32 protein-coding genes and 1 pseudogene are annotated in these 26,450 nt (G+C 47.3%); 32 read left to right on the plus strand and 1 reads right to left on the minus strand.

Translation table 11 applies throughout. The annotated features are described in order from the left end of the window. Positions 1-90: 90 nt before the first annotated feature. From NLF99_RS04140 to NLF99_RS04290, 32 genes and pseudogenes are all read left to right on the plus strand, one after another. Positions 91-402, plus strand: a complete 312-nt coding sequence (locus tag NLF99_RS04140; protein ID WP_254526826.1) for a hypothetical protein — start codon at positions 91-93, stop codon at positions 400-402. A 296-nt stretch (positions 403-698) separates the two neighbouring features. Then, a complete protein-coding gene (locus tag NLF99_RS04145; RefSeq protein ID WP_254526827.1) occupies positions 699-974 on the plus strand; it encodes a hypothetical protein in 276 nt (91 codons plus the stop codon). A 29-nt stretch (positions 975-1,003) separates the two neighbouring features. Continuing rightward, entirely contained in the window at positions 1,004-1,846 is an 843-nt protein-coding gene (locus NLF99_RS04150; protein ID WP_254526829.1) for a hypothetical protein, read from the plus strand. A 34-nt stretch (positions 1,847-1,880) separates the two neighbouring features. Further along, positions 1,881-2,816 carry a toprim domain-containing protein gene (locus tag NLF99_RS04155; protein WP_254526830.1) on the plus strand — a complete coding sequence of 312 codons (936 nt, stop codon included), beginning with the start codon at positions 1,881-1,883 and terminating at the stop codon, positions 2,814-2,816. A 756-nt stretch (positions 2,817-3,572) separates the two neighbouring features. After that, positions 3,573-3,668, plus strand: a pseudogene (locus NLF99_RS19770) (DNA cytosine methyltransferase); the annotation flags it as partial. Between the two features lie 458 nt (positions 3,669-4,126). Further along, positions 4,127-4,426 (plus strand): hypothetical protein, encoded by a 300-nt coding sequence (locus NLF99_RS04160; RefSeq protein WP_254526832.1) that lies wholly within the window; start codon positions 4,127-4,129, stop codon positions 4,424-4,426. Then, positions 4,423-4,833, plus strand: a complete 411-nt coding sequence (mobC, locus tag NLF99_RS04165; protein ID WP_254526833.1) for a plasmid mobilization relaxosome protein MobC — start codon at positions 4,423-4,425, stop codon at positions 4,831-4,833. Before NLF99_RS04160 ends, mobC begins: the two co-directional genes overlap by 4 nt. Further along, the gene (locus tag NLF99_RS04170) at positions 4,830-6,002 is read left to right on the plus strand and encodes a relaxase/mobilization nuclease domain-containing protein (protein ID WP_254526834.1); all 1,173 of its coding nucleotides are present in this window, start codon (positions 4,830-4,832) and stop codon (positions 6,000-6,002) included. The genes mobC and NLF99_RS04170 overlap by 4 nt, the downstream gene beginning before the upstream one ends. Positions 6,003-6,039: 37 nt before the next feature. After that, the gene (locus NLF99_RS04175; RefSeq protein ID WP_254526835.1) at positions 6,040-6,675 is read left to right on the plus strand and encodes a ParA family protein; all 636 of its coding nucleotides are present in this window, start codon (positions 6,040-6,042) and stop codon (positions 6,673-6,675) included. After that, a complete protein-coding gene (locus NLF99_RS04180; protein WP_254526836.1) occupies positions 6,672-7,019 on the plus strand; it encodes a hypothetical protein in 348 nt (115 codons plus the stop codon). Before NLF99_RS04175 ends, NLF99_RS04180 begins: the two co-directional genes overlap by 4 nt. After that, positions 7,016-7,336 (plus strand): hypothetical protein, encoded by a 321-nt coding sequence (locus tag NLF99_RS04185; RefSeq protein ID WP_254526837.1) that lies wholly within the window; start codon positions 7,016-7,018, stop codon positions 7,334-7,336. Before NLF99_RS04180 ends, NLF99_RS04185 begins: the two co-directional genes overlap by 4 nt. A 7-nt stretch (positions 7,337-7,343) precedes the next feature. Beyond that, the gene (locus tag NLF99_RS04190; RefSeq protein ID WP_254526838.1) at positions 7,344-7,649 is read left to right on the plus strand and encodes a DUF4134 family protein; all 306 of its coding nucleotides are present in this window, start codon (positions 7,344-7,346) and stop codon (positions 7,647-7,649) included. Positions 7,650-7,690: 41 nt separating this feature from the next. Continuing rightward, complete coding sequence (locus NLF99_RS04195; protein ID WP_254526839.1) at positions 7,691-7,999, plus strand: DUF4134 domain-containing protein; 309 nt, start codon at positions 7,691-7,693, stop codon at positions 7,997-7,999. Beyond that, the gene (locus tag NLF99_RS04200; protein WP_254526840.1) at positions 7,996-8,307 is read left to right on the plus strand and encodes a DUF4133 domain-containing protein; all 312 of its coding nucleotides are present in this window, start codon (positions 7,996-7,998) and stop codon (positions 8,305-8,307) included. Before NLF99_RS04195 ends, NLF99_RS04200 begins: the two co-directional genes overlap by 4 nt. Then, positions 8,279-10,768, plus strand: coding sequence for a TraG family conjugative transposon ATPase (locus NLF99_RS04205; protein WP_254526841.1), 2,490 nt, complete (start codon positions 8,279-8,281; stop codon positions 10,766-10,768). Before NLF99_RS04200 ends, NLF99_RS04205 begins: the two co-directional genes overlap by 29 nt. Positions 10,769-10,896: 128 nt before the next feature. Beyond that, the gene (locus NLF99_RS04210) at positions 10,897-11,427 is read left to right on the plus strand and encodes a hypothetical protein (RefSeq protein WP_254526842.1); all 531 of its coding nucleotides are present in this window, start codon (positions 10,897-10,899) and stop codon (positions 11,425-11,427) included. 257 nt (positions 11,428-11,684) lie between these two features. Next, on the plus strand, positions 11,685-12,083 hold the full coding sequence (locus NLF99_RS04215; RefSeq protein ID WP_254526843.1) for a hypothetical protein: 399 nt from the start codon (positions 11,685-11,687) through the stop codon (positions 12,081-12,083). A gap of 221 nt (positions 12,084-12,304) precedes the next feature. Further along, positions 12,305-12,754 (plus strand): hypothetical protein, encoded by a 450-nt coding sequence (locus NLF99_RS04220; RefSeq protein ID WP_254526844.1) that lies wholly within the window; start codon positions 12,305-12,307, stop codon positions 12,752-12,754. A 2-nt stretch (positions 12,755-12,756) separates the two neighbouring features. Beyond that, positions 12,757-13,542 carry a hypothetical protein gene (locus NLF99_RS04225; protein ID WP_254526845.1) on the plus strand — a complete coding sequence of 262 codons (786 nt, stop codon included), beginning with the start codon at positions 12,757-12,759 and terminating at the stop codon, positions 13,540-13,542. 19 nt (positions 13,543-13,561) lie between these two features. Beyond that, the gene (locus tag NLF99_RS04230; RefSeq protein ID WP_308214524.1) at positions 13,562-14,710 is read left to right on the plus strand and encodes a plasmid transfer protein; all 1,149 of its coding nucleotides are present in this window, start codon (positions 13,562-13,564) and stop codon (positions 14,708-14,710) included. 21 nt (positions 14,711-14,731) lie between these two features. Then, positions 14,732-15,352 carry a conjugative transposon protein TraK gene (gene traK, locus NLF99_RS04235; RefSeq protein ID WP_254526846.1) on the plus strand — a complete coding sequence of 207 codons (621 nt, stop codon included), beginning with the start codon at positions 14,732-14,734 and terminating at the stop codon, positions 15,350-15,352. Continuing rightward, positions 15,330-15,770, plus strand: coding sequence for a hypothetical protein (locus NLF99_RS04240; RefSeq protein WP_254526847.1), 441 nt, complete (start codon positions 15,330-15,332; stop codon positions 15,768-15,770). Before traK ends, NLF99_RS04240 begins: the two co-directional genes overlap by 23 nt. Before the next feature lie 15 nt (positions 15,771-15,785). Continuing rightward, entirely contained in the window at positions 15,786-16,949 is a 1,164-nt protein-coding gene (gene traM / locus NLF99_RS04245; protein WP_254526848.1) for a conjugative transposon protein TraM, read from the plus strand. A gap of 19 nt (positions 16,950-16,968) precedes the next feature. Beyond that, a complete protein-coding gene (traN, locus tag NLF99_RS04250) occupies positions 16,969-17,817 on the plus strand; it encodes a conjugative transposon protein TraN (protein ID WP_254526849.1) in 849 nt (282 codons plus the stop codon). 215 nt (positions 17,818-18,032) lie between these two features. Next, the gene (locus NLF99_RS04255; RefSeq protein ID WP_254526850.1) at positions 18,033-19,514 is read left to right on the plus strand and encodes a Fic family protein; all 1,482 of its coding nucleotides are present in this window, start codon (positions 18,033-18,035) and stop codon (positions 19,512-19,514) included. 121 nt (positions 19,515-19,635) lie between these two features. After that, on the plus strand, positions 19,636-21,726 hold the full coding sequence (locus tag NLF99_RS04260; protein ID WP_254526851.1) for a TraM recognition domain-containing protein: 2,091 nt from the start codon (positions 19,636-19,638) through the stop codon (positions 21,724-21,726). Between the two features lie 56 nt (positions 21,727-21,782). Next, positions 21,783-22,247, plus strand: coding sequence for a M23 family metallopeptidase (locus NLF99_RS04265; RefSeq protein ID WP_254526852.1), 465 nt, complete (start codon positions 21,783-21,785; stop codon positions 22,245-22,247). 1 nt (position 22,248) lies between these two features. Then, entirely contained in the window at positions 22,249-22,407 is a 159-nt protein-coding gene (locus NLF99_RS04270; protein WP_254526853.1) for a hypothetical protein, read from the plus strand. Then, a complete protein-coding gene (locus NLF99_RS04275) occupies positions 22,397-23,623 on the plus strand; it encodes an ArdC family protein (RefSeq protein ID WP_254526854.1) in 1,227 nt (408 codons plus the stop codon). The genes NLF99_RS04270 and NLF99_RS04275 overlap by 11 nt, the downstream gene beginning before the upstream one ends. A gap of 31 nt (positions 23,624-23,654) precedes the next feature. Beyond that, complete coding sequence (locus NLF99_RS04280) at positions 23,655-24,470, plus strand: DUF4099 domain-containing protein (RefSeq protein WP_254526855.1); 816 nt, start codon at positions 23,655-23,657, stop codon at positions 24,468-24,470. Then, positions 24,470-25,093 carry a hypothetical protein gene (locus NLF99_RS04285; RefSeq protein WP_254526856.1) on the plus strand — a complete coding sequence of 208 codons (624 nt, stop codon included), beginning with the start codon at positions 24,470-24,472 and terminating at the stop codon, positions 25,091-25,093. The genes NLF99_RS04280 and NLF99_RS04285 overlap by 1 nt, the downstream gene beginning before the upstream one ends. 96 nt (positions 25,094-25,189) lie before the next feature. Continuing rightward, complete coding sequence (locus NLF99_RS04290; RefSeq protein ID WP_254526857.1) at positions 25,190-26,005, plus strand: hypothetical protein; 816 nt, start codon at positions 25,190-25,192, stop codon at positions 26,003-26,005. 155 nt (positions 26,006-26,160) lie between these two features. Here NLF99_RS04290 and NLF99_RS04295 read toward each other — a convergent pair whose 3' ends face one another. Next, positions 26,161-26,448: a hypothetical protein gene (locus NLF99_RS04295; RefSeq protein WP_254526858.1), complete on the minus strand. Its 288-nt coding sequence runs from the start codon at positions 26,446-26,448 to the stop codon at positions 26,161-26,163. Positions 26,449-26,450: the final 2 nt, after the last annotated feature.

Genomic DNA, 26,450 nt, shown 5'->3' on the forward strand with positions numbered 1-26,450 from the left:
GCATCTTAATCCCAACCTAGATTTTTATTAAAGGGTGAAACGTTTCTTTCACCCCCTTACACTGTTTTCGCCCTATGTCGTTTTCGTGCTTTGTACCCGAATGGAAGAATAGATCCATCGGGAAGAATGAAGTACACGGAACTGGCAACGCTGCTAAAAAATGCAGCCGAACAAGGAACAGCAAACGCAATCAAAGAAGAACAACCTGTTCCAGATCAGTTGACCAAAGCCGACGCTTACCGCCTGTATGGTCGTAGCAATGTAGATCGATGGCTCCGTGAGGGGCTGATCTCCATCGGGCAACCTACCGACACTTCCCAAATCTTTTTTGACAGATCGGAACTCGAAGCCGTCGCGGCTTCGAGCAATCGGATCACCTACCTGCCCGTAGCGGACAGGTAAGCGCATCCGCTGCGATAGCGGAGCAAGAACGGTCTTTGACATCGAGGAGTGAAACATTATCCCGTGAGGAACGGGAAATTTTGCGAAAGTGAGGTAAGCCAATGATTGGCAATACCAATATGCTGAAAGCGCATTGGCAGGCGATAGCCCGGTCCGTATGGACTGACGTGAGTAGCTCCGACAACTTACCATAAATCGGCAAGAGCGGATCATTTCGGGTTCGTTGCCCGTTGCCGGTTCCATCATGGGGATACCCAATTCCCTTTATCCGTAAACCATCAAACCCCAAAGAAGCCATGAACATACTATTGACACCGCTGCAATTGCAGACATTGCTTTGCTATGCCGCCGAAATGGGCGCGAAATCAGCTTTGACAAAAACAGGCCATATCCGGCCATATCTCAAAAAGTCGGAAGCATTCCGCCGTTATGGACGAAAGAACGTCGAACATTGGATTGCGCTCGGTATCATCACCCCCCGAAAGGACGGCGACCATTCCGCAGCATGGCGGATCAACCGTATGGAGATTGAAGCCGTGAGCAAATCCCGTGAAGCCATGCGCTACCTGTAAACCTATCCATCACATCAAAAATATTTCTTATGACATCTTACAAAAGCAACACATCAAACGATGAACCGTTTGCCCTCGTTTCCCTGCTCAAAGCATTGGGGCATGAACCTGTATCAACGGGTGGCGATGAATTTTGGTACGCCAGCGTGCTGGGAAACCGAACCAACAACAAAATAGTCCTAACGGTCAATAACCGATTGAACACTTGGTTTGACAGCTCATTTGGTCTACTTGGAAAAGGTGGCAACCTCATGGACTTTGCCCGTACCTATTGGCCCGATCTATCCACCGAACAGATCGAAGAAAAACTTCGGAGCATACAAACCCAATCAGCTAAAAAAGATAGACCCCTGCGCAAACGGAAAGCAACCAAGATACCCGATTATCGTGTTGACCGTACCCGCCCATTGGGATACAACAATGAGGTAACCGATTTTCTGATGGAAAGCGGTCTTTGGGAACTCGCCGATCTGAACATCCAAGAAGTCTATTATTATGTAACCGATCAAAAGGGCAACCGCAAAGATTTCTGTGCCGCTGGTTGGATGAACGAAAACGGAGGTTGGGAAGTACGCGCCCAAAATTATACGGGCTGTATTGGCCCAAGAGGAATGACCTTTATTTCGGCAATTGAAACCGTGCTTGCCATATTCCCCGAATATGTGGACTATCTGAAAAGGCGGAGCGACAAGTATTTGCACTACGCATCGGTACTGATATTGAATCATCCCGATTTCATATCCGCATCGCTGAAACGTGCCAGCCATTTTGAAAGGGTACTGCTCTATATCGATGAAACGAGAGACGGATACCAGTCGGCGACGGAAGCATTCACCCAAAAGCTACCCCACATAGAAGTTATACCCCTTTAATCATCCAACCCTGCTTATGTCAAAATATGTAAACGTGGACGATCTCCGGGAAATCCCGATTTCGGATTTTTTGGCCAGGCTCGGTCACCATCCGGTACGTAAATCCGGCAAGGAACTTTTCTACCACAGTATGCTACGGGAAACCAAGCAAGACACCCCATCCCTGACGGTTTGGGATGAGGGTGGAAAATGGATCGACCGAGGTGGCCCGAACTCAACGGGCATACATGGCGGTAGTATCGTCCAGCTCGGCCTTGCCTATTGGCCACAGCTTTCCTTTGTCGAAGTGCTCAATAAAATAAAGGACACCTACGATATGCAGGTGTCCATGATACCAGCTTACAAACCCGTCAAATCCGCTAAAGAACAAGAGCAGAAAGGATACACCTTTGAACTCGTGCGAACACAGCCTATCGGCAGAAACTTTGTCCTAACCAAATACCTTGAGGCACGTGGGATATTGGACGTTGCACATGGACACCTGCACGAAATCTATTACAGAAACCGTCTTGACAACGAAAACAAAAGTATTTTCTATGCCATTGGCTGGAAGAACGATCAGGACAACTGGGAGTTTACCAATGCCAAAGGTTTCAAGAGCAGTATCGGCAAGAAAGGTATATCCGTGATCCCTGGCAATCCAGACCATGCCGTTCTCTTTGAAGGTTATATGGACTATCTAAGTTGGCTTAAAGTGAACCACCCAGATCCTGCGCCGACCGCCATCGTCCTAAATTCCATTGTCCAGTTAAAGAATGCCATCGAATGGGTCAAGGGCATACCCACCGTGGACGTCTATTTCGACAATGACGATCCCGGCCGCAACTGTACACAAAGGCTGATCGAAGCCGTGCCACAGGCCAAAGACCGTTCCGGTGTTTATGGGGCGTACAAAGATTACAACGATATGCTAAGGGCAGTCCTAAACGAGCATGAAATACAGCACCAACGGGCAGGCCCCAAGCGCTGATTTTTTGAGGGGTCGAAATCGGTTATTCAGCTATATAGATAACCGGATATAGGTATATACCGATAGCTTTCTATATAGCCATCCCGATATACAGATATTCATAAATCCCGATATGCAGATAGCAATACCTATAGATGTACCTTTATCCCGATATAGGTATATCCATATATATAAATATTCAGATAACTGCACATGCCGATATACAGCTATCCATATATACACCTATACCGATAGCTGTATATATGGATATACGACCGATTGAAACGTGTTTTATCAATCGGCCATCCCCGCACCAATATGCGAAAAATACCCCCAAAACCCACTTTTTTGCCCCTTGCGGTATAACCCCTGTTTTTTGTTTTGTATTGTGCAAGTTGTGTTTTTGTACGTACGGCTCCCGCCGTACCCACAAAAACCAACTTGCCCCGGAACAGCCCGGCTCCGGTGGAGCGTGTCTGTACCAGGGTAGGAAAAAGGTCGCAACTCCCTTTTTCTCCTGCAAAGCGCACCACATCCGCCGCGGAGCGACGAAACATCCATAAACCTTTAAAACCATCACCATGCTAAGACACGGTAGCCTTTTTTCAGGCATCGGCGGTTTTGAAATCGCCGCTTCATGGATGGGATGGCTAAACGTTTTCTCCTGCGAGAAAGACCCGTTCTGCCGAACCGTTCTCAAACACTACCCCGCCAAATACAACACACAATGAAGACATCTACGATTTTCAGGCAACTCACTTTCGAGGACACGTCGACATCATCAGCGGCGGGTTCCCCTGCCAGCCGTTCAGCCAAGCCGGACGAAGAAAGGGGGCGAAAGATGACCGTTACCTCTTCCCGGAGACTATCCGAATTATTAAGGAAGCACGGCCGGAGTGGAGCGTACTTGAAAACGTTACTGGACTGTTCACCATTCTCCAGCCCGATAGTCTTTCTGAAATGGAAATCAAAGCGATTGAGCTTTTTTGTGAGGACGGTGAACAACCTGCAACAAATACCATTATCCGACTCAAGCGACAGGTCATCGGAAACATCATTTCAGAAATTGGGTGAGCAGGATATGTACTTCCGAAACTCGAAGACGGCATACCAGTCATTCTGTGTATTCCGGCTGCTGCCGTTGGCGCTCCACACGGGGCGGGATCGGGTTTGGTTTGTTGCCCACACCGACCGCCACCGAGATAAGCAACATAAACAACGATGGAACAGGCGCAGGACAGACGACGGCTAAAGGACAGGAAGAACGAACGGGGCAACGGCGTTCAGGTCTCCCTGACGGATTTTCTGGTCTATCATGCCCTGATCTCCCTATGAAGCCCGGCAGAGAAAATAGCCGAGAGGATGCCCAGCGAAAAACAGAAGCGTTTACTAAAAGTGCTGCCGACAGCGGAGCAGGTCGATGGAACGACATTCCCCTATATACGGGATGGCCAAGTGAACCCCCGTTTTGTGTCCGAGATGATGGGCTTTCCGAAAGACTGGACGGAATTACCTTTCCTGCGTGGCGGGCAGAAAGCATAAAAGTCTACGGCAACGCCATCGTTCCGCAGGTTGCCCTTGAAATCTTTAGGGCAATACAATCTGTCACCTTGAACCATAAAGCACCATGAAGAACAGAAAAGGAAATCTAAAAACCGTCGCTCATAAACAGCGTACCCGACGCTTTGAACTCCGGTTGAGCGAAGCGGAACGTGCGCAGTTTCTTGATCTTGAAAACGCACTTGGCCTGAGCCGCGCGGACATCGTGCGTATCCGTGTGCTCCAACATTCCAAAAAGATGCTGGTCAATACCACCGAAATCATGAAACTGTTGGACAGTATCGGTGCGGAGATCGGCCGATCGGGCAACAACATCAACCAATTGGCAAGGCATGCTAATACCCTGCAACAACAGGGAATGTTGCACTCCGCTATTATGCGTGACCTTATCCCTTTGCTTACCGAATATGTCAGGTTGCAAAGGGAATTGGAACAGTCTATCCGGCAGCTCATTAGGCTTATAAGGGGGCAGACATGATCGTCAAGATACTTGACCCCTCAACCACGTTCAAAGGGGTGCGTTACAATACGAACAAAGTGGACAAGGACAAAGGCGAGCTGATGAAAGTATCGGGTTTCGGTGCCTTGCTGGCCCTGCAAAATCTCCGCCCGGAAGATTACGTCAATTATCTGGAAGCCCAATCCGCAGCAAGTAAACGGACGAAGTACCCACAGCTCCACGCCGTCATTTCCTGCAAGGGGCGTTCCCATAGCAAGCAACAACTTACAGCCATCGCCGAACAGTGGCTGAAAGGAATGGGCTACGGCGAACAACCTTACCTCTTGGTATTCCATAAGGACACGGCGAACAACCATATCCATATCGTTTCCACACGGGTAGACCGGGACGGCAAAAAGATAAACGACAGCTTCGAGAAAATCCGTGCCTACGAAGTATTGAACCGTATAGTCGGCGTGAACGAAAAACAAGAGGTCGATAAGAATATCGAAAAAGCGTTGAGCTATGGTTTCTCCACACGGGCGCAATTCATGATGATACTTGAAGCACAAGGGTATTCGCTTAAACTGACCGATGGGATATATCAGATCAGCCGTTACGGCAAAAGACAAGGCGCGGTCTCTTTGGAACAAGTGGACGCCAAAATCGGCACTTTTGACAAAGATATTGATCGGTTGGCACAGCTCCGTGCTGTCTTTGCCAAGTACCGTGGCCAGTACGGTCCGGCGGTAGTCCATGTTACGGCCCCGCTTCCCGGTAACAGGCCGTCCGCCCCATCGGGCTACACGTCTGCAATGGCGCAGATGCTATCGGACAAATTCGGGGTACAGATCATATTTCACGGTAAGGACGGAAAACCGCCATACGGTTATACCGTCATCGACCATTCGAGGAAAATGGTCTACAAGGGAAAAGACCTTATGCCGTTGGCAGAATTTATCACACCATCGGAGGACACCCCCGAAATATCGGCCAAAGTAGAGACTAAAGCGGACAGGACTGAACAAAAAGAAAAGGAACAGAAAACGTCTTCCGAAGAAACAGCCACCTATACCGATCATGTACAGGGAACATCCGAGCAATGGATACCCAATATCCAGATCGACATTTCCGACGACATCGACGACGAGGCGATCCACGGACGCAACCGGAGACGTAAGCGCAAAGCCCGCACAAATACCCGCTGACATCACTTTATCAACAACACCATTAAACCCATGCACTATGCTCATACTTATAGGAAACCAAAAAGGCGGGGCGGGAAAAAGTACGCTCACCCTGCTGCTCGCCAACTACCTGACCCAACAACAGGAACGGCGGGTTACGATACTTGACATGGATTACCAACAATCACTTTCCGCCAAAGCCGAGAAAGCAAAAATATTGGAAAATGAACCGTTGTACGAAATCGTACCCGCAGACCTCAGCCATTTTCCGGCAATGCAACGGAAATTGGGGAAGTCACGGAACGAAATCGTCCTGATAGACCTGCCGGGCAAGATGGACGACGATGGGTTGATCCCCATATTTGCCGCCGCCGATGCGGTGATCTGTCCGTTTGCCTTTGACGAATTTTCGGTGGACTCCACATTGCTGTTTGCAATGGTCATCGGCAGGATCAACAAACGGGCGCCCCTCATTTTCGTGCCGAACCGTATCAAGAACACCGTCAAGTACGAAACACGGACGGAAGTCGAAAATGTCCTGCGCGGTTTCGGCACGGTCGCACCCGGTCTGCCAGACCGAATAGACTTCCAACGTATAAATACGTTCCAGACACCGATCATCCTAGATCCCGTTATCCTGCCGCTCTTAGACCTGATCTATGAACAGTACATTGCCAAGGAGGAACCATTATGAGCGGAATAAAAAGCCTTGCCGACGAGCTCCGGGATTCCATGCGGAAAGGGAAACCGCCACAGGCAAATGAAATTCCCTCGGCAGAACCACGAAAGGACACGCAAAAGAAAAAAACGGAAACGCTGGAACGCCTGTTTGAAAGTATCCAGAACCATGAACTGACCGGACGTGAACGATTACTGATCCGTCTGGACGACAAGACCCTTTTTCTGCTCAAACAACTGAAAGTTGCCAAAGGTATCGACATGACCAAGATCATATCTTACAGCCTGCACCAATTTCTAAAAACCCATCCCGAACTCACCCGATACATCAAAGAACACATTAAAACCCTTGATCTATGAATTGGACACAATTCCTGCTCGGCGTTATCGCCGTCTATGGCATTTACTATGCCCTAAACGTACTGTATGATCTGTTTATCCACCACCGTGCTCCGCGTGCGGCCGATGTAGGAAACGAATTGACATTTGATGAAGATTCGCCGCCCGAAAGGGTTATCCCCGAACCATCCAAAAAAGAAAACGAACCTACGGTAACCGAGGGGAAACCCGTTATCTCGTCCGGCCCCCTACAATCCACCGGAGGCATAAACTTAAAGCAACTCGTATCGCTCATGCAAAACAACGTGATCGAGTACACCAAAGCCATCCCTTATTAAATCCATTATGCGACCAATCCGCTTTTTGGCAGTATTCCTTACTGTCATTTTTTTTGCCCTGTACGCAACCGCCCAGCCCGGCCTTGCCGAATTTAAGGAAGTGCGCAAGGAGGTCAATACGTGGTATTACAACTTCTCTGACCTTGCCTTTGTCATCGGCGCCGTGTGCGGGCTGCTCGGCGGATTGCGTGTGTACAGCAACTGGCAGTCCGGTAAGCATCAAATCGATGCACAGGTCATGGGATGTTTTTTTTCCTGCCTTTTCCTATCGCTCGTCGGTGCCGCACTAAAGGCCCTGTTCGGGGTAAACTAACAATCCAATCATTTTTTATTCACTTTTTATTCATTATTTCTATGACAGTAAACACTAAAAAGCTGTTTGCAATGGCCACGCTTTGCCTTTCCGCGGCCCAATCAACATTCGCACAAGGTGGTACCGTGGGTATCGATGCCGCCACATCTTCACTCACCAGCTACGTAGACCCCATTTCGACGCTCATTCTGGCCATCGGCGCGGTCGTCGGGCTCATTGGGGGAATACGGGTGTACATCAAGTGGAACAGCGGAGATCAGGACATCAATAAAGAGTTGATGTCGTGGGGAGGTTCCTGCCTGTTCTTGGTACTCGTGTCAGTGGTCATCAAAGCGTTTTTCGGCGTATGACACACGGGCGTTATCCAATTTATAAGGGGCTGCAAAAGCCCCTTATTTACCGCGGTTTCAAGGGCAAGTTTATCTATTGGGGCATAGGTTCCCTTATCGGTGGTCTGGCCATCGGTGGACTTATCGGCGCACTAACCAACCTGATCCTGGGCGGCTTTGCTACCCTTGCCCTGATGGGTGCAGGACTTGCCTATACATTCATGAAACAGGGTAACGGTCTCCATGACAAAACCCGCCACCGAGGCGTATTTATCCACCCCGTCCATTTATCGATCAGTTATGAGAACAGAGAGAAAGACAGCCTTTGAAATACCCTATGTGGGTATCGACCATTATCAAGGCATGTCCATACTGTACGGCGACCGTGGCGATTTTTCAGTCGTGATGCGACTTACCAATCCCGTCTTACAGTATGGTGCCGATCCCGAAGCCTATACCGCTTTCCAACAGGTATTGCTTAACGTCATCAAGATACTTGGCGAGGGGCATATCATCCAAAAGCACGACGTATTCATCAAACTGAAATACCAGCCAAAACCTGCAACCGAGTTCTTGGAACAGAAATACCAAGAACATTTTGCGGGTCGGGAATATACCGAGATCAGAACCTACCTGACCGTGACCCGTCTGGTCAAAAAAGGGGCATTCTACACCTATGACAAAAAGGTGCTGGCCACTTTCGGGCAGAACATGGCCAAAGTATTTGACCTGCTTTCCGGCGCTGCACTTACCCCCTCATACCTTACCGAAGCGGAAATAAACCGTTTTGTAAACAGGGTGCTCGGAATGGAGTTTGAGAGCCCTAATATCGCATTGGACAATCTCCGCTGCGGAGACCGTGAGTTGCAGATCGGCGACCGGGCCGTCCGCTGTATCAGCATGGTGGGCACCGATTCGGTTGACCTGCCCGAAAAAGTCGGAACCTTTACGACCAAAAATGAAACGAACGGCATGCGTGATTTTCCGGTGGACAACCTGTTTTTCCTGCACCATGTTCCCGGTTATCGCACCATTATCTATAACCAATTATTGGAGATACCCAACCAACAGATCACGCTGGGCAAACTTGAAGTAAAACGCAAAAGGCATTCGAGCATACCCGATCCGGCAAACCTCATGTGCGTGGAGGACATCGACCGTTTATTGGTGGACGTGGCACGTGACAACCAGCTATTGGTAAATGCGCATTATTCCATGATCGTATGTGCCGATACGGACAAGATCGATAAAACGGCCAATTTTATCGAAGCCGCCCTGTTCCAGCAGGGGATTATTCCATCACGCAATGCCTACAACCAATTGGAACTGTTCCGGTGTGCTTTGCCGGGCGTTAGCGTGGAACTGAAAAAGTACGATTGGTTCCTAACGACGGCCGATGCCGCCCTATGTTTCTTTTTCAAGGAAAGGTTGCCGACCGACGAACCGTCGGAGTTTCTGCTAAGGTTTACAGACCGTCAAGGGGTGCCCGTGGCGATTGACCCATCGGACCTCGTTATGAGGACAGGCCGCATAAAAAATCGCAATCGCTTCGTGTTAGGAGCATCGGGTACGGGTAAGAGTTATTGTATAAATAATATCGTCCAACAGTACCTGCAATACAACATGGACGTGGTGATTGTGGACGTGGGGCATTCCTATTCCGGTCTTTGCAGTACATACGGAGGAAAGTACATAACCTATTCAGAAGAAAAGCCCATCACGATGAACCCCTTTGCGATCAGCGAGGAAGAATACAACATCGAGAAAAAGGATTTTTTGATAACGTTGATCTGCCTGCTTTGGAAAGGTGCCGAGGGTTCGGTAACCACCCTCGAGCGCGATGTAATTTCTAATGTCATTTCCGCCTATTACGCCCATCATTTCGATAAGGCCATCGAAGACCGTGTAGACAGGCTGGACTTCAATTCCTTTTATGAATTTGCCGTTCAGAAAATCCCCGATATAAGGAACGAAGAAAGCATCGCTTTTGACGTGGAAGAATTTCGGTTTGTATTAAAGAAGTTTTACAGAGGGGGTGAATACGAAGCGATACTGAACGAAGATGCCGACCAATCACTATTCAACGAACGGTTCATAGTCTATGAAATTGACAATATACAGAATAATAAGACGCTCCTGCCAATCGTAACGCTGATAATAATGGATCTGTTCGTGCAAAAGATGCGCCACAGGAAGAACCGCCGGAAAACACTGATCTTGGAGGAAGCATGGCGGGCCATTTCCTCGCCAATGATGGCAAATTTCCTTTTATACCTAAACAAGACCGTACGGAAGTTCTGGGGGGAAATCATCGAGGTAACACAGGAAATCAATGACATCATCGGCAACCCAATTATCAAGGACAGTATCATAAACAATTCGGATACCATTATCCTGCTGCAACAGAACGAGGCCGATTTTAGAAAGGTTGCCGAATTGCTCTCCATCACCGAGGCCGAACAGAAGAAGATTTTCACGATCAACCGTCTTGACAACAAGGACGGACGTGCCCGTTTCAACGAGTTCTATATCCGTCGGGGAAATGTCGGGGAAGTGTACGGCGTGGAGGTAAGTATTTACCACCATTTGGCGTTCACCACCGAAAAACCGGAAAAAAGCGCCGTGGAGATTTACGCCAAACATCATGGCAGCTACCCAAAAGCCCTAACGGCGTTCGTGTCCGATATGGAAAAGAGCGGTCTTTTATTGGGCGATTTTGTACAAAGGGTAAACGAGAACAATGCGCCAATTGAAACACAAAGAGAATATTTTAAACCTGATTTTACATGAAACGAATTATTGCAATAACGATCCTGTCCCTTGCTGTTTTCTACGCAAGGGGACAGATTTACATTGACCCCGCCGTGGCAGCCGCAACGGGCGTCCATGCCGGAGTGATGAACAGCCAGCTCAACAACGTGAACGACAATCTCACGCTTATCCAACGTGGACAAATGGCCGTCACGGGACAGCTCCTGATCGTGAACGATTTGCAGGACAAGATTTATAAAGGGTTAAGCGAAGTGTCCGGCGTTGTCCGTTCCCTGCTCACCGTAAAGGACATTGCCAGCATTTCCCTTGACATCGTTAACGACGTAGAAAAGGCAATGAACATCGCAAGGGGAAATCCGGTACTCCTGCTATTTGCCGAAGCGGGCGCAAGGGAATTTAAGACACGGGCGACGAACCTGTCTGCCGAGGTCAGTGCCTTTGTGCTGAAAGGTGGAAAGGATAACCTGATGGATGCGGGAGAAAGGGCGAAGTTGCTCAACCAAATAAGAACAGAGTTGACCATCCTGCGAGGTGTAGCCTTTGGGATGCACCGAAGTATGTATTGGGCGAAACAGCGCGGTATCCTTAACTCCCTTAATCCATACGCAGGTTTTATCAACATCGACAAACAGATTGCCGATGACATTATCTTTAGTTCAAGATTGCTCAAACGATGAGATACTTTATATTAACCCTATTGCTTTTGGTCATCGCCCTGACCAGAGCGAACGCACAGCTCAACGTTGAACTGCTCCATCAATTGGTCGAACACAGCAAAGATGAGTACGACCGCCAAATCACCGCACGGAACCGGCAGGCCATTACCACGGCTAACGAGGAAGTAAACCGGGAAGAAACCTCAAAACTCAAAACCCGTTACCGGCAGTTGCACAGCCGTTTCCAGACGCTCGGTATGGCATTGCAGGGGCTTAGCATGGGGCTTGAATCCGCGCCAATCGTAACCGAGATCATAAACCAGCAGAAAAGGATCATGGGTATCGTGTCCGAACACCCCGAATTTCTATTGCTCGCCATCGATGCGGAAAAGGATATGGCAGAGAAAGCCGTGCAATTGGCACGCTACCTGACCGGACTTTTTATCAGTATCGGCGACCTGAACCAGATGAAAGCGAGCGACAGGAGGATATTGTACGGTCACGTCCTGCAGGAGCTCCGGGCAATCGCCGGAGCATCGCGGGGGCTTGCGGTTACCATGTACTATTCGACACGCAAAAAGCTGCTCGATTCCCTAAATCCGTTTTCGGGTTACATCAACGAGGACAAGCGCATAGTCGATAATATATTAAGGCAATTGGAGGACTTTAAGCCATGAAGAAGCAACTCATTATCCTATTTTTTGTCTGTCTTTCAACGTCGGTTTTCGGACAAAGCTACGTGACGATCATCTATGATGCCAAGCACCTTGCCATCGTAAACGAGAACGGTGCGGTCAGGTTGGTTTCCGAGCAGACACATAACAATATGCTGGGCAACATCCGTGGACGGATCGACGATATTAACGTCAACCTTTCTTCCGTGGTACTGGTGCAGAACATGATACACCGATCACTGACCGAAGTGGATCGGGCGTTGAAGTCCGGCCGCTCCGCACTGCATATCGCAAGGCTCGTTCAGGACATTGCCACGCACAGCACAAAAATGCTGGAAACTGCAAAAGGCGAACCGTGGTTATTGCTCTTTGCCGAGGATGTCGCCCGTCAGCTAAAGGACAGGGGAATAAACCTTGCCGCCGAAGTCTCCGATTTCGTGCTCCAAGAGGGAAAAAACGTGCTGATGGACTACGAAAAAAGAGACCACCTCATGCGCAAGATCATTTTGGAATTGAAAGTGATACGGGCATTGGTGTTCAGCATGGAAAGGTCTATGTATTGGGCGAAGATCAATGGCGTACTGAAAACGGCGAATCCATACAGAAACTTTATCAATATGGACAAACGCAAAGCGGACGAGATCATACGGAATTATTATCTAATCAAGGACTGAACATGAAAACACACCCTTTAATCTGGCTGCTGTTCCTGCTCCCCTTTGGGGGAACAATGGCACAGAACGTGAAGCGCCAGACAGACAAACACATCGTGCACCAACAGGAACGTATGGTGCACAAGCAATGGAACCGCAAGAAGTTTACGCCGACCAGCGGATTTCTCGGTCTCAATTACCAATATTGGCTTACCTGGGCGTGGCACCCAGATTACCCCAAGACAGACCGCCGACCGTTGAGCGGTACGGGTCCGCAGACCCTGCGCATGGGCATGGTACTGGCCATGCAACAAACGGACGAAGCCTATAAAAAACATGCGGACACCATCCGAAACGTAGCGGTCACCGAAGCCCTCAATTATTCCGGTCTGGTCACGGATGCCGACCCCTTGTGGCTCCTGTATTACCGCAGGGAATTTGGAAGCCTGACGGGCGGCACGGACACCGATCCGCTCGCCGGACTTTCGCCGGAGGTGGGGGATTATCTAAGGAACAAAGGGCTATTGGAATGGTACAGCGAAGAACGCGCGGAACTGAAAGAACGACTGGAAGCCGCCCGGACGACCACCCTTGACCGGGGCAGCCGCATACTGGCCTACCACCGCCTGCTTGGGGAACACCGCAAACTGCTCGCCGCATGGGAAGCCAAAAAGAACTATGCCGCCAAATTCATTTTATTGGCCCAAAGCCGTGACCGCTTGAACAGTGACAACCCCGATCTGCCGGAATTTTCCGGCGGCCGCTCCGACATACAGATCGCGGAGGACATACTAAAGAGAAGCCGATAACCAAAAAGAAAATTACGATATGGATTTTATTAACATGACGGGGCTAATGCCCCGTTTTATTTTACAGGCCAATCCCAATCCGGTGGACGTGCCGGACTCCTTTAAGAAAACATTCAATTTCCTGCAAGGGAATGGCGTGTATGAGGAGGGTGTGATGCACTTCCTCAAAGGGATGAAGAATACGGTTTGGGAGCATTTTGACACGTTCATATACGATGCACAGGCGCTTTCCGCCATTTTCATGCTCATCTTCTTTGCCATCAAATCATACGAAATGATGGCGGGCGACAAAAAAATGGAAATCATGCCGTTGTTACGCCCGTTCGGGCTGGTCATGGTCATCGTCTGGTGGGGAACGTTTACCCGCGTACTCGCCTATCCTACGGACATCGTGGCCGCCAAGACGGAAAGCCTGTTTGACAGCGGGCAGATCGAAGTGAACAACCTGCGCCTGCAACGGGCAAAACTCATGGTGGACGTCGCCGATCAGCTCACCACCATACAGGCCGAAACCGAGATCGCCGAAAAAGAAGCGGATACATGGTACGGGCAGGCGTGGGATGCCGTGGCCTCTACCGTAAAAGAGGGGTTTGCCACCGTATGGAATCCGATAGTAGAACTCAAAAACCGGATGCAGGTCGGGTTGCAGCTACTGGCCACCTATGTGCTGGAAACGCTGGCGGTCTGGATACTCCGAATATGTGTGTATATCATATTCATCATCCAGATCATCTATTCGACCATCCTTATCATTTTGGGCCCTTTTAGTGTTGCCGCCTCGATCCTGCCCGCATTCCGGGATTCCTTTGGTACGTGGATAGCCCGGTTTATCAGCGTAAACCTGTATTCGGGGATTGCCTATCTGGTCATGCACATAGCAAGCCTGTTCCAACAGTATGCTATGGAGGCCGAGATCACCCGTTACCAGCAGCTCCTTGAAAGCACGGGTGACACGTTGGAAAAAATGTCGCGGTTTGCGGGCAATGGACTGTTGAGTTTCGGCATCGTCATCGTGACGTTCCTGATCGGAGGATTGACCATGTTAACCGTACCGAGCATCAGCACCTGGATCGTATCGACCAGCGGTATCACCTCGGCCGCAAGCACGATGGGTCGCGGGGCATCCAACATGGGCCGCGCCGCAAGGAGGATGATCGCCAAATTCTAAAACCCTTATATCCCATTTTTCATGATAATTAAAAATATCGAGACCAAGATCAGGCTTGCCACCTTTATTGCGGGGGCAAGTCTGACCGCCGCCCTGCTCATGGTAGTGGCGGTATCTTTTTTTGCCTATAAACAGGTCGGCAATGCACGTAAATCCGTGTATATACTCGATGCCAACAATGTACCCATTTCCGCCCGACAGACAGACGTTGAGGTGAACAGACCAGTCGAGTACCGTACACATATCAACCTATTCCATTCGTTGTTTTTCACCCTCGCACCGGACGATAAATTCATCGAATACCAGATGAAAAAAGCCATGTACCTGATCGATGAATCCGGGGCACTGCAGTACAACAACCTACGGGAAAAAGGTTTTTTCAATTCCGTGCTGTCGTCCAGCTCCGTGCTCACCATCCAGACGGATTCCATCCATCTCGATCCGGCGAACAAATACTTCCGGTACTATGGCAAACAGACCATAGATCGGCGAAGCTCCACGGTGGTGCGCACACTCGTCACGGAGGGTTATCTCCGCGACCTTGAAATGCGCACGGAGAACAATGGCCACGGCGTACTGATAACCCGATGGAAGACACTCGAAAACAAAGACATCAGCTATGTTCAAAAAAATAACTTCTAACCGCCCGCCCGACACGACGGTGTGGACAGCTTTTTACAGGGAGTTTGGCAAGTACATCGATGGAGGTGCGCACCGTACCAAAAGGTTCCTTGAAGCCCGGCCACGCACGGTGTTTTTTGCAATGGTGGCAAGCATCCTCGTTTCCGTTGGATGCTTTCTTTTTCTCCCAAAGGAAACACCGAAAAAAGAGCCCTTACAACTTTCCGTGCAACAACCCTTAATGGACGGAATGGGCGGTATTGTCATCACCGTTTCAGCCTTAAAAGAACTGCTTGAAATCCGTACCGTCCTTGATACACTCATGCAAAAGGACAATCTGGATAGCTCCGACAGCCTGCTGATGGAGCGTGCCATCGACAGGATGCAGGTTCTGGAAAAGCGATTGGCCGAAGCAAACAAACAGCATAATTCACCCTAATACAATCCAACAACCATGAAAATCAATTTCAAACAGCCACGCTATGTGCTACCCCTCATAGCGTTGCCCTTTCTATGCCTGTTTTTTTACGTCTACCAGACAGGTTTTGCAAAGGATGAAGCACCCCAGCAAGAGGGCGATCCCTTGCAGGGGCAGATTGCCGATGTATCGGAAGACGTCAAGAACCGCGCCCTATCCGACAAACTTGCCGCCTACCGTGAGCAGTACCGCCGTGGTGACGGCTATACGGCAATAGGCCAGTTACAGGAAGAACGGGCCGAACAATTCCGTTTTGATGAAATGTACAACGAAGAAGAAAAGCGCAGGCTTGATTCCATCGCGCGGGCGCTCAAAAACGAGCGACCTGTTTCCACTAATGGAGATTCGGAAAACGACGACCAAGACAGAGCCTTGCAACAGGCCCTTTCGTCATTACAGCGAAGACCCGAACCGATCAGGGAGACACCCGACAAGGCCGATCCGATGGAACTTTTCCGCCAGCAGATGGCCTATGCGGACAGCATGGCAAGGGCTAACGATCCCGACGAACAGGCAGCCCGCAGGGAACGTGAGCGCATCGAAGAAGCGAAACGGGAACTCGAAAACCAGCCCCTTTTGTCCGTTTCCAAATACGGTACAGGTCAGGGAACGTTCAATACCATTCGTGCCGAAAGCGATAATACTTTCATACAGGCCATTATCGACGAAAACATAACAGGGTATGCCGATTCCCGCTTGCGGATACGGCTTATGGACGACCTATTGGTCGGCCAGTACGTGGTAAAAAAAGGCGCTCACGTATTTGCAAAAATTTCAGGTTTTTCAGGACAACGGGTGCTGCTTACCATCACGTCCATTATGCACGGGAACAACATATTACCTGTCCGGTTGGAAGTCTATGATAACGACGGTTCCCCTGGACTGTACGTGCCCGCTTCGGCATTCAGGGAGTTTAGCCGGGAGCTCGGCGGTAACACCACGCAGGGGATTACCCTGCAGCAACAGGCCGAAAACAACAGCCAGTTGGTCATGAGTGCCATTCAACGGATGTTCCAATCCACAACGACTGCCGTATCAAAGCATATACGGAAGAACAGGGCCAAACTGAAATATAATACGGTGGTGTACCTCATCGATCCGCAGGCACTCCGCCAAAGCCAACAGAATTACAAACAGTAAAACCATTTAAGATTCCATCATGAAAAAGAAACATCATTTTCTAATCCTTTTCCTTTTATGTGTTATCGGATATTCTGCCCACAGTCAACAGGCCACGGAAACCCGGTTGGGAACACTTCCCGAACTTACCCTGCACCGTGGCCATACGGTGCATATCCTTTCACCCGAACCGATACAATACGTTGACATCGCTTCGCACCATGTATCCGGCGACCTACCCCTTGAAAACGTATTGCGTATCAAATTGCACGAAGACACCACAGAAACTGAACAACACGGGTATGAACTTGGAACGGTTACCATTGTCGGCGGTAACTTCGTGGCGCAATACCGTCTGACGGCCCCATTGTGGATGAACGATGCGAGCATTCCGGCCATGCTGGAAATCAAACTGGAACATACCCGCCCTTTGGAAATTTCGGAAATCGGATTGAGCCGTAGCCAGATGAAAAACCTTGCACTTGGCCTGCTTACTAAAAGCGTTCACCGTCCGGTAAGAAGCACGAGGGATTACGGCGTGGGCATTGTGCTGAACAGCATCAGCACATTGGGCGATTATATCTTTCTTGACGTGTCGTTTACCAATACCTCAAACCTTTCCTACAATGTAGACGAACTCCGGTTTTTCATCGAGGACAAGAAGATCACCAAGGCAACGAACGTGCAGACCGTGGAAATCAAACCCCTGTGGCAATACCAACCATTGACGGAATTTAAGAAAAGACACCGCAATGTGTTCGTACTGAAAAAGGCCACCTTTCCCGGCAACAAGGTACTTCGGGTAACGCTCACCGAAAAGCAGATTTCCGGCCGTACGGTCAACCTAAAGATAAGGTACGGAGATATTCTGAAAGCCGACACCTTTTAGTATTCGTGACTTTTGTCTTGAAAAATTTGTAAAAACAACCGTTTTTACCTTGAAAAATTTGTAAATTGCAGATGTTTATGTCAGTTAAGCAAAAATTTTTGTATGAAGTGTTTTGTTCATAAACATGAAAAATTTGTAAAACAAAGGTTTTTGACGTGAAAAATTTGTGCAATAATTGACAATAGACTTTTTTAACATGAGATTTTTGCAGATTTATGGACAAGAGTATTCCACTACACCTACAAGAAATAATATTTTCTTCCAGCAATCCGGAGATTAGTCGAACCATATCAGCGTTAGTAAAGGATGGCAAGCTAAAAAAAATTGCACCCCGGATATATACTTCAAACCTGGATGATAACGAAGCAGAGATAATCAAGAGAAATCTATTTAAAATCATAGGTCAATTATATGCCGGTGCTCTGCTCAGCCATCGTTCAGCATTCGAGTATCGGCCAACTTCAAGTGGAGATATTTTTTTGACCTATAACTATGAGCGGAAAATCAAGTTGCCCGGTGTTACGCTGAATATGTTGGAAGGTTCACCGCCTATCGAGGGAGATAATCTATTTGTGGACGGGTTGCATGTATCACAACAAGCAAGAGCATTTTTGGAAAACCTGCAATCTTCCCGAAGACCGGGGCCGTCGTCTAAGACCATGGCTTTGCCGGAAATAGAGGGGAAACTTGAACAAATTGCAAGATCAAAGGGAGAAGATGGGTTGAATGCCCTACGGGATAGGGCGAGGGAAATTGCTTCCGGGATAAATATGGAAAAGGAGTTTGAAAAATTGGACAGGCTTATTGGGGCAATGCTCTCAACAAAGCCATCTAACATCCTAAAGTCTCCCGTTGCCTTGGCGAGAGCATTTGGACAACCGTTTGATCTCAAGAGGATAGAACTTTTTGAGAACCTTTTCATCACATTGCAACAGTTGGAGTTTACACCTGTTACAGACCCAAACATAAGCAATACGGCATTCCGTAATTTCGCATTTTTTGAGGCCTATTTCTCCAATTATATCGAGGGTACAAAATTCAAAATAGATGAAGCGCTGAAAATCATCGAAACCGGAAAGCCTATGCCTGCCAGAGATGAAGATTCTCATGATATATTAGGTACATACCAGATAGTCAGTAATCGAAAGGAAATGAGTACCACGCCGGAAAATCCAGATCATTTGCTCGAAATACTTCAATATAGACATAAAATTATGCTCAATGCCCGGCCATCCAAAAACCCGGGCGAATTTAAGGATAGGAACAATAGAGCAGGTAATACAGATTTTGTTGAGGTGGAACTGGTTCGGGGTACATTGATTAAAGGGTTTGAGTTCTATCAGGCACTCAATGAACCTTTCGCCAAAGCTGCCTATATGATGTTCCTGATTAGCGAAGTACATCCTTTTCTCGATGGCAATGGGAGGTTAGCGAGAGTGATGATGAATGCCGAGTTGGTCAGGGCCGAACAAAGTAAGATTATTATTCCGACAGTCTTTAGAGATGATTATTTGGGTGCTTTACGGGCAATTTCAAGACGGAATGAAACTAATATATATATCCGTATGCTTTTACGCGCATGGAAATTTAGTGCAACGGTCTCTGGTGAGGATATGGATAATATACATCATGTACTTACCCAAAGTAACGCCTTTGAAGAAGGTGAAGATTATATCTTGAAAATCGTAGGGGAATAGCGGATTATATTTTTTTAAATTTTTTATGGTCATATAAGCCAGCGTAAGTCGCTGGCTTTTTTTATGAATCAATCTTAGTTTAATTGCTACGGAAGATTGCCGTAAGGCAGTCTTCCATTCTTTGAAAATCAAATTATCATGGAAGAACGGCGACGCCATCCTTCCAACCTTACAAAGACAAACATTTATGGAAGAAACCAAAGAGCAACAGGGGCTTTACCGCTCCCTGCAATTTGGCATATACCTATCCGTTGTCCTCGAAGTCTTTTTGTTTTTCTATGTAGATAGATTCCTCTTGGCAGGGGTAGCAAATAACAGTTTGCTACTCTTTGCGGAGAGGCTTTCGAGGGTGCCGTTCTATGTCGAATTGATAAACAGCAAACTCTTTACGCTTGTACTGATCTGTCTGGTCTCCATCGGAACATTAAGCCGAAAGAAAAAAGACCTCAATCCCAAGACCCAGATCGGTTACCCTTTGGCATTGGGGATGCTCATTCTTTTTTCGGGCTTGTGGTTGCAAGGACGTGGAGCGGCTCCGATATGGGGGCAAGTCAATTGGTATGACCTTGCCTATATCACAAGTGCTTTTGCGGGTGCCGTTTTGGTACACGTTGCAATGGACAACGTTTCCAAGATTATCAGCTCCAATCTGGGAAAGGATCGTTGGAACATTGAGGAAGAATCCTTTATGCAGCCGACTGAACCCGTGATAACACCGTACTCGATCAACATCCCGACCTTGTTCTATTACAAGGGAAAAGTCCGAAAGGGGTATATACCGCTCGAAAATATTTTTAGGGGCTGTTTGGTTTGCGGAGTGCCGGGCAGTGGAAAATCGTTTGGGATCATCATGCCGATTATCCGCCAAATGATTGCCAATTCGTTCACCATGTGCCTATACGATCTGAAATACCCCGATCTCGGCAAAATTGCATATTATCATTACCTGCTTGCCAAACAGAACGGTCGGTGCAAGGATTACCGTTTCCACGTTATCAATCTCAACGACCCTGCAAAGAGCAGACGGGTAAACCCTTTGAAACGTGCTTATCTGGGTACACTTGCCGATGCTTCGGAAACGGCCGAAGCACTTGTTGAAGCCTTGAAAAAAGGCGACAAGTCCGGTGGAAGCGACCAATTCTTTACGCAGTCCGCCGTCAATTTCCTTGCCGCCTGTATCTACTTTTTCAGTAGGTACGAAGATGGACGTTATTCCAGTCTGCCCCATGTACTTGCCTTTCTTAATCTTTCGTATGAACAGATTTTTACGGTGCTGTTCAGTAACGGGGAGCTTGCTTCCCTATTATCACCATTTTTATCTGCCTACAAAGCAAAGGCATTTGACCAATTGGAGGGACAGGTCGGAACGCTCAAAATCTTTATCAGCCGAATGGCAACCAAAGAAACTTTCTGGGTTTTCGGTGCGGATGATTTCGAGCTACAGGTCAGTAACCCCAAGCACCCCGGTATTTTGGTGCTTGCTAACGACCCGAGTACGCAGAGCATCAATTCCGCCTGCCTGTCCGTGGTGCTTAATCGGGTTACCAAACTTATCAATACAAAGGGCAATCTGCCCATCGGTTTAGTGGTGGATGAGGCTCCAAGTCTGTATATCCACCGTGTCGACCTACTCGTGGCACAGGCCCGATCCAATTTTTCCGGAGTGGTTTTGGGGCTTCAGGAGTTACCTATGTTACTCCAGCAATATGGCAAGGAAACAGCAGAGGTCATCACGTCCATCATGGGAAATGTACTGTCTGGCTCTGTCAGGAGCAAGGAAACCTTGGAGTGGTTGGAACGCCTGTTTGGCAAGGTCAAGCAAACGGGTGAAAGCCTAAGCATCGACCGTACAAGAACCTCGCTATCGTTGAATGAAAAACTCGAACCGTTGATTCCCGCCGGGAAGATAGCATCACTAAAGACAGGTGAAATCGTCGGTATCGTTGCACGTGATACTGTGGAAACCTATACGGGAAAATACCAGACCTCGGCGGTCAATTGCCGTGTCAATCTGGACATGGAAGCCATTAAAAAGGAAGAAGCAAATTATCGGGAACTGCCGACCTATTACGACTTCGGTGGACGGAAAGAGGAAATCCTATTGGACAATTTTTTCCGCATCAACAAGGAAGTGCAGGAAATGGTCCAGCAGTTAATGCCGACACAGGACACACCCCAGATTCCCACTCCAACCGAAACCAAAACATCATGAACAACACAGAACGTTCTGCCTATCAGCGGAACATATTAACTATCCCCAGCCTTGTTTTGGGGTGGTTGCTACTTGTACCCTTTATGCTTTATGGGCAGGGCATCGATTACAGTCCGCCATTGGACAAGCTAAAGGTTACATCACCGTTCGGCTACCGTATCCACCCGATAAATGGTAAGGCATCGCACCATAACGGTGCCGATTTTGCCGCCCGTTCCGACCCTGTATTCAATGTGCTTGACGGTCGGGTCAAAGCAACCGGAAAGCATAAAGCACTTGGCAAATATGTACGGGTACTTCACGGAGACGTGGAAACCATTTACGGACATCTTTCCCGAATACTCGTTTCGCCCGGTGATACGGTGACGGTGGGGCAACCCATTGGTATTACGGGAGCAACGGGCAGGGTGACGGGTGAGCATTTGCATTTCTCGGTGAAATTCAAAGGGAAATACCTTGACCCATTGAAATTCCTGCACAGGCTAAGAGAACAATCGGATAAACCTTTAAACATCGAATAATATGGACTATCATTTAAGATCACTACAACAAAAACTAAGTATCCTGGCCAGTGGTGAGGATATTGGTCTAACCCCACAGGAAGCCGCCGTTTATGGCGTGGAATACGCCGACGAATGGCCTGATGACGAATCCCCGGAGGTGGATGAATATGAGCAGTAAAAATTCAAAATCCCTGCATGAAATAGTAGCCGCAAATATCATCAAGAAACTCGAAGAGGGTACTGCACCGTGGCAAAAACCGTGGAATCACAACGGCCCAGCCTTTGAAATCCCATACAATGCCACAACGGGAAACCGCTATAAAGGGATTAATATTTTTTCCCTCTTGATGGCTGATCGTGATGACCCCCGATGGATGACCTTTAAGCAAGCATCGGAAAAAGGCTTGCAAGTGCGGAAAGGTGAAAAGGCTTCCCTTATCCAGTATGTCAAACTACACCAATTGTTGCCTAAGAAAGACGAGCAGTGCAAACCGATTTTGGACGAAAAAGGAAAACCTGTTAAGGTTCAGGTAAGGTTGGACAGACCGATCATTACAACCGCTTGGGTGTTCAATGCGGAGCAGATCAACGGTATCGAACCTTTGGTTAAACCTGATGTAAAACAATTCCAATGGGATCCTATCGAAAGGGCAGAAAACCTCATTCAGGCTTCGGGAGCTAACATAACCCACAGAGCGGGCGACAAAGCATTTTATAGCCCACTCCGTGACAGTATTACCATGCCGTTCCGTGAACAATTCGATGCACCGGATAAATACTATGCCACCGTGCTCCATGAGCTCGGCCATTGGACAGGACACGAAAACCGTCTGGACAGAAGCCTTATAAACAAGTTTGGAACAGAGGGGTATGCCCGCGAGGAACTCCGCGCCGAAATTGCATCCATGCTCATAGGTCAAGAACTCCACATTGGCCACGATCCCGGCCAACACGTTGCCTACGTGGACAATTGGATTCAGATATTGCGCGATACACCTTTTGAAATACACGCCGCCGCTGCTGATGCTGAAAAAATATTCAAATACCTATTGGCATTTGAACAAAAAAGGGAAATCAAAGCCGCCGCCGATGTGGCGGTCGAAAAACTCACCGTAACACAATCACAAAAGGTGAAAGAAACTACCCTTTCTATGGGTGATGAAATCGCCTATAACAATACGGTGTACAAAGTGCAAGGCCATCTGAAACGTGGACGTATGCGTGTGGAAGACCTGACAACCGGAAATGTATTTTCCCTATCCAAGACAGACCAGCTATATAATTCCCTGCTCCAAGCCAAACAGCATCCCGAAGCTGTCAAGGTAGATGCAGACCTAAAGCGCCCGGCGCATACTGAAATGGAGGTTGTCGCCGCCTACGGTATCAGAAGATAAAATTATTAAAACCCCAAAAAACAATTACATCATGAAATACCCTATCAACGAACATGAAATGCCCCTAAACGAACTTGAAAAATTAGGGCTTTACATAAACGGTGGATTTAGCATAAGCCCGGAGAATATCGATGCCCTGCTTGCAGGTAGAAGAACCGATATGTTGAGCATGGCCAATCTGAATATCGATGGGTTTGCCATCCGCCAACTGGATGCAAAGCTATCTCTTAGCCGAGGTGAGGACGGTACTGTCCAGCTTAACGTACATCCTATTTATCGTGAACCACAATGGCACCCGCTATTGAGCGACGACGAAGAAAAAGCATTGATTGCCGGAGAAAAACACGTAGTGAGCAAAGAACAGGAGATCGGTGGAAACAAAAAGAAGAAAGTCATCATTGAATACGACGATCTCACAAAGGAGTTTGTGGCGTATGAGCCCGAAGAAGTGCAGACCCCCATTAGGGTAAATGGCGAAGAACTTTCTGAAAAGCAACAGGAGGCTTTCCGTAACGGTGAAGTGGTGGAACTCAAAGACGGAACGAAAATCCAGCACTCGGCAACGGACAATAAGGGTATTCGTTCAGACAGTAAACGGCTTATCCTATCCGTGCTATTGGACGGCGGTATCTCATACTTGGTATTCCGTGGTATCAATAACCTAAGAGGTAGGCTCGAACCGCAGGATGAGGGTTATACCGCCGGATACAACCGTGCGTTGTCCGACATGATGATGGCCGACAAAAAGATAAGGGAAAAAGGGAACGAGAAAACCGTTCAAGACCTTGCGCAAAATCTTCGGGATAAACAAGAAAGTAGAGGGTACGGACGTACCGTTTCGAGGTAATGGTATTTCTCCGATTAAAAGCCGAAGTAAGGAACTTCTTTGCTCCCTATATGGATATGGTCGAGGGTAATATTCTATTCCCTTATACATTGAAAAACCAGATCATAGACCATGAACGTTGGAGTGAAAACGGTATCCGTATTCCGGTAAGCAAAGGTGTATGGTTGGCGACGAACAACTTGCCTTTGTCCGTTACCGACCTTTTTATTGGTCATTCGGCTGGTGATATAATGTGCTTCTGTCATTATTACCCCAATTGGATTATTCCACACTGTCCGAGTGCATTTGCTTCATTGGGTTTGTTGCCAACCAAAGAACAGTTTACTTGGCTGAAAGCCCTTTTCACCAATGCCAAAATACATATGGTATTTGACGGGGGAATAAGTGGCCGTGTAGCCGATTGCAAAGTAGCGACGTGGCAACTCGGTAAGAATGCGAGGTTCAGCCTTGTTGATGAACATGGCGAATTTTATTGCAACAAAAAGAGATACCGTATTCCGGTTGGTGATTTTTCATTGAACCGTTTTGAAAGATTGTCCGGCATACGTGCAGGTATCAGAACCCATAAACCCAAAGCACCATTTGAAACGTTCTACCAATCCTTTATAAACGGGCTAATCTGAGCCAGCCCATCCCGCACCCCTGATCCTTAATTGGGTCAGGGGTTTTGTTGTTTAGTATTACATAATTAAGTGATGAATTTACCTTAAATTTGAAGTATGAATTTAGCAGAACGTGATAGTTGGATTGCTTATGTTGGTTGGGCTGACAACAATGGAAGTATATGGGGGCAATATAACCGTCTCGTAGATTACCTTTTTGAAAGTTATCCAACTACTAAACGCCGTTTTGATGAAATCTCCATTCCGTTTTTACATACAATCTCACATGGCATCGAACTTGGTCTAAAGGAGAACATAAATTTCTTCATGGAATATGCCCAAACTGTAAGTCTAACAAATTTTGAAAGATTAGTAGATTTAGAAAAAAGCCATGAGCTTGACAAACTTGCTGATGAATTTAAAATCTATTATTATCGGCTACATAAGCAACTCGGGTTGGATAAGGATGAGAAATTAGAGTTTACTAAGTATTATGACTTTCTCATCGACTTGATTGAAATATTGGATCGGTCGGCAGAAACATATCGCTATGCCACTAAGATAGATAAAGATGGAAATATTCTCAAAGCCAGCATAGACCGTCAGAAAAAAATCGATTTTTTGCAGGTCAAAGTCTTATACGAAAAAGTCAATATTTTGCTAATCGGAGCCCCAAATTCCATTGGTCGCTTTACGGATTTTATCGACTATCAAAGAGCAAACCCTAAATATTCGGGTGGTAAAGGCTTTTTATATTGTCAAAGGTTACATTATACAGATTGGTTTCACAAACAACTTATAATTGATTTAGATGAGAAGTTTACAAAAGTAAAAGATAATCTTTGGTTTGATCCAGATACGAGAGAGAATTACGAAATACAAATATTGAAAGACGATATGTATATTATTGCGGTTGACCCTCGGACACGATAACATTATTTGCTTCTTAACGAATCCAGACTTTCAATTATATTCGTGCTATTAAGTTCAGAATAATTAAGTAGGATGAAATCAAAATTATTTGGATAGAGCTGTTTAAGTACCATCCCTAATTCCCGAACGCTTTCCACCCTAATACGGTGTTCTTTTTATACTTTGCTATTATTTATTGTTAGTAGCATCAAAATTTTGATATTTTCTTTTAGCCAGTCTGTTTGTCGGAATAACCAAAAATATTTTGAGATACTTTCGACAGGTCGCAAATTATTTTCATACTCCATAATAAATACTTTGTTGGCAAAATAAAAAGCGTCATCTGGACGGATTCTGTATTTATTACTATTGACAATAAGTTTCTTATCACTTTTGCATTCTATGCAAGTAGTATTTTTTTCAAAATACGAACTAACAATTTTTTTGGTTTCATTAATCGTCATAA

Origin of the sequence: Sphingobacterium sp. LZ11T8, from assembly GCF_024261425.1 — a bacterium.
In the GTDB taxonomy this organism is placed as follows: domain Bacteria; phylum Bacteroidota; class Bacteroidia; order Sphingobacteriales; family Sphingobacteriaceae; genus Sphingobacterium.

Coding starts and splice junctions, on each gene's coding strand:
- NLF99_RS04160 (WP_254526832.1), top strand. CDS start 4,127: ATGAAGCCCGGCAGAGAAAATAGCCGAGAGGATGCCCAGCGAAAAACA.
- NLF99_RS04180 (WP_254526836.1), top strand. CDS start 6,672: ATGAGCGGAATAAAAAGCCTTGCCGACGAGCTCCGGGATTCCATGCGG.
- traK (WP_254526846.1), top strand. CDS start 14,732: ATGATAATTAAAAATATCGAGACCAAGATCAGGCTTGCCACCTTTATT.
- NLF99_RS04225 (WP_254526845.1), top strand. CDS start 12,757: ATGAAAACACACCCTTTAATCTGGCTGCTGTTCCTGCTCCCCTTTGGG.
- NLF99_RS04230 (WP_308214524.1), top strand. CDS start 13,562: ATGGATTTTATTAACATGACGGGGCTAATGCCCCGTTTTATTTTACAG.
- NLF99_RS04285 (WP_254526856.1), top strand. CDS start 24,470: ATGGTATTTCTCCGATTAAAAGCCGAAGTAAGGAACTTCTTTGCTCCC.
- NLF99_RS04195 (WP_254526839.1), top strand. CDS start 7,691: ATGACAGTAAACACTAAAAAGCTGTTTGCAATGGCCACGCTTTGCCTT.
- NLF99_RS04275 (WP_254526854.1), top strand. CDS start 22,397: ATGAGCAGTAAAAATTCAAAATCCCTGCATGAAATAGTAGCCGCAAAT.
- NLF99_RS04295 (WP_254526858.1), bottom strand. CDS start 26,448: ATGACGATTAATGAAACCAAAAAAATTGTTAGTTCGTATTTTGAAAAA.
- NLF99_RS04240 (WP_254526847.1), top strand. CDS start 15,330: ATGTTCAAAAAAATAACTTCTAACCGCCCGCCCGACACGACGGTGTGG.
- NLF99_RS04205 (WP_254526841.1), top strand. CDS start 8,279: ATGAGAACAGAGAGAAAGACAGCCTTTGAAATACCCTATGTGGGTATC.
- mobC (WP_254526833.1), top strand. CDS start 4,423: ATGAAGAACAGAAAAGGAAATCTAAAAACCGTCGCTCATAAACAGCGT.
- NLF99_RS04175 (WP_254526835.1), top strand. CDS start 6,040: ATGCTCATACTTATAGGAAACCAAAAAGGCGGGGCGGGAAAAAGTACG.
- NLF99_RS04220 (WP_254526844.1), top strand. CDS start 12,305: ATGATACACCGATCACTGACCGAAGTGGATCGGGCGTTGAAGTCCGGC.
- NLF99_RS04190 (WP_254526838.1), top strand. CDS start 7,344: ATGCGACCAATCCGCTTTTTGGCAGTATTCCTTACTGTCATTTTTTTT.
- NLF99_RS04255 (WP_254526850.1), top strand. CDS start 18,033: ATGGACAAGAGTATTCCACTACACCTACAAGAAATAATATTTTCTTCC.
- NLF99_RS04215 (WP_254526843.1), top strand. CDS start 11,685: ATGGGGCTTGAATCCGCGCCAATCGTAACCGAGATCATAAACCAGCAG.
- NLF99_RS04280 (WP_254526855.1), top strand. CDS start 23,655: ATGAAATACCCTATCAACGAACATGAAATGCCCCTAAACGAACTTGAA.
- NLF99_RS04185 (WP_254526837.1), top strand. CDS start 7,016: ATGAATTGGACACAATTCCTGCTCGGCGTTATCGCCGTCTATGGCATT.
- NLF99_RS04290 (WP_254526857.1), top strand. CDS start 25,190: ATGAATTTAGCAGAACGTGATAGTTGGATTGCTTATGTTGGTTGGGCT.
- NLF99_RS04145 (WP_254526827.1), top strand. CDS start 699: ATGAACATACTATTGACACCGCTGCAATTGCAGACATTGCTTTGCTAT.
- NLF99_RS04200 (WP_254526840.1), top strand. CDS start 7,996: ATGACACACGGGCGTTATCCAATTTATAAGGGGCTGCAAAAGCCCCTT.
- NLF99_RS04150 (WP_254526829.1), top strand. CDS start 1,004: ATGACATCTTACAAAAGCAACACATCAAACGATGAACCGTTTGCCCTC.
- traM (WP_254526848.1), top strand. CDS start 15,786: ATGAAAATCAATTTCAAACAGCCACGCTATGTGCTACCCCTCATAGCG.
- traN (WP_254526849.1), top strand. CDS start 16,969: ATGAAAAAGAAACATCATTTTCTAATCCTTTTCCTTTTATGTGTTATC.
- NLF99_RS04170 (WP_254526834.1), top strand. CDS start 4,830: ATGATCGTCAAGATACTTGACCCCTCAACCACGTTCAAAGGGGTGCGT.
- NLF99_RS04270 (WP_254526853.1), top strand. CDS start 22,249: ATGGACTATCATTTAAGATCACTACAACAAAAACTAAGTATCCTGGCC.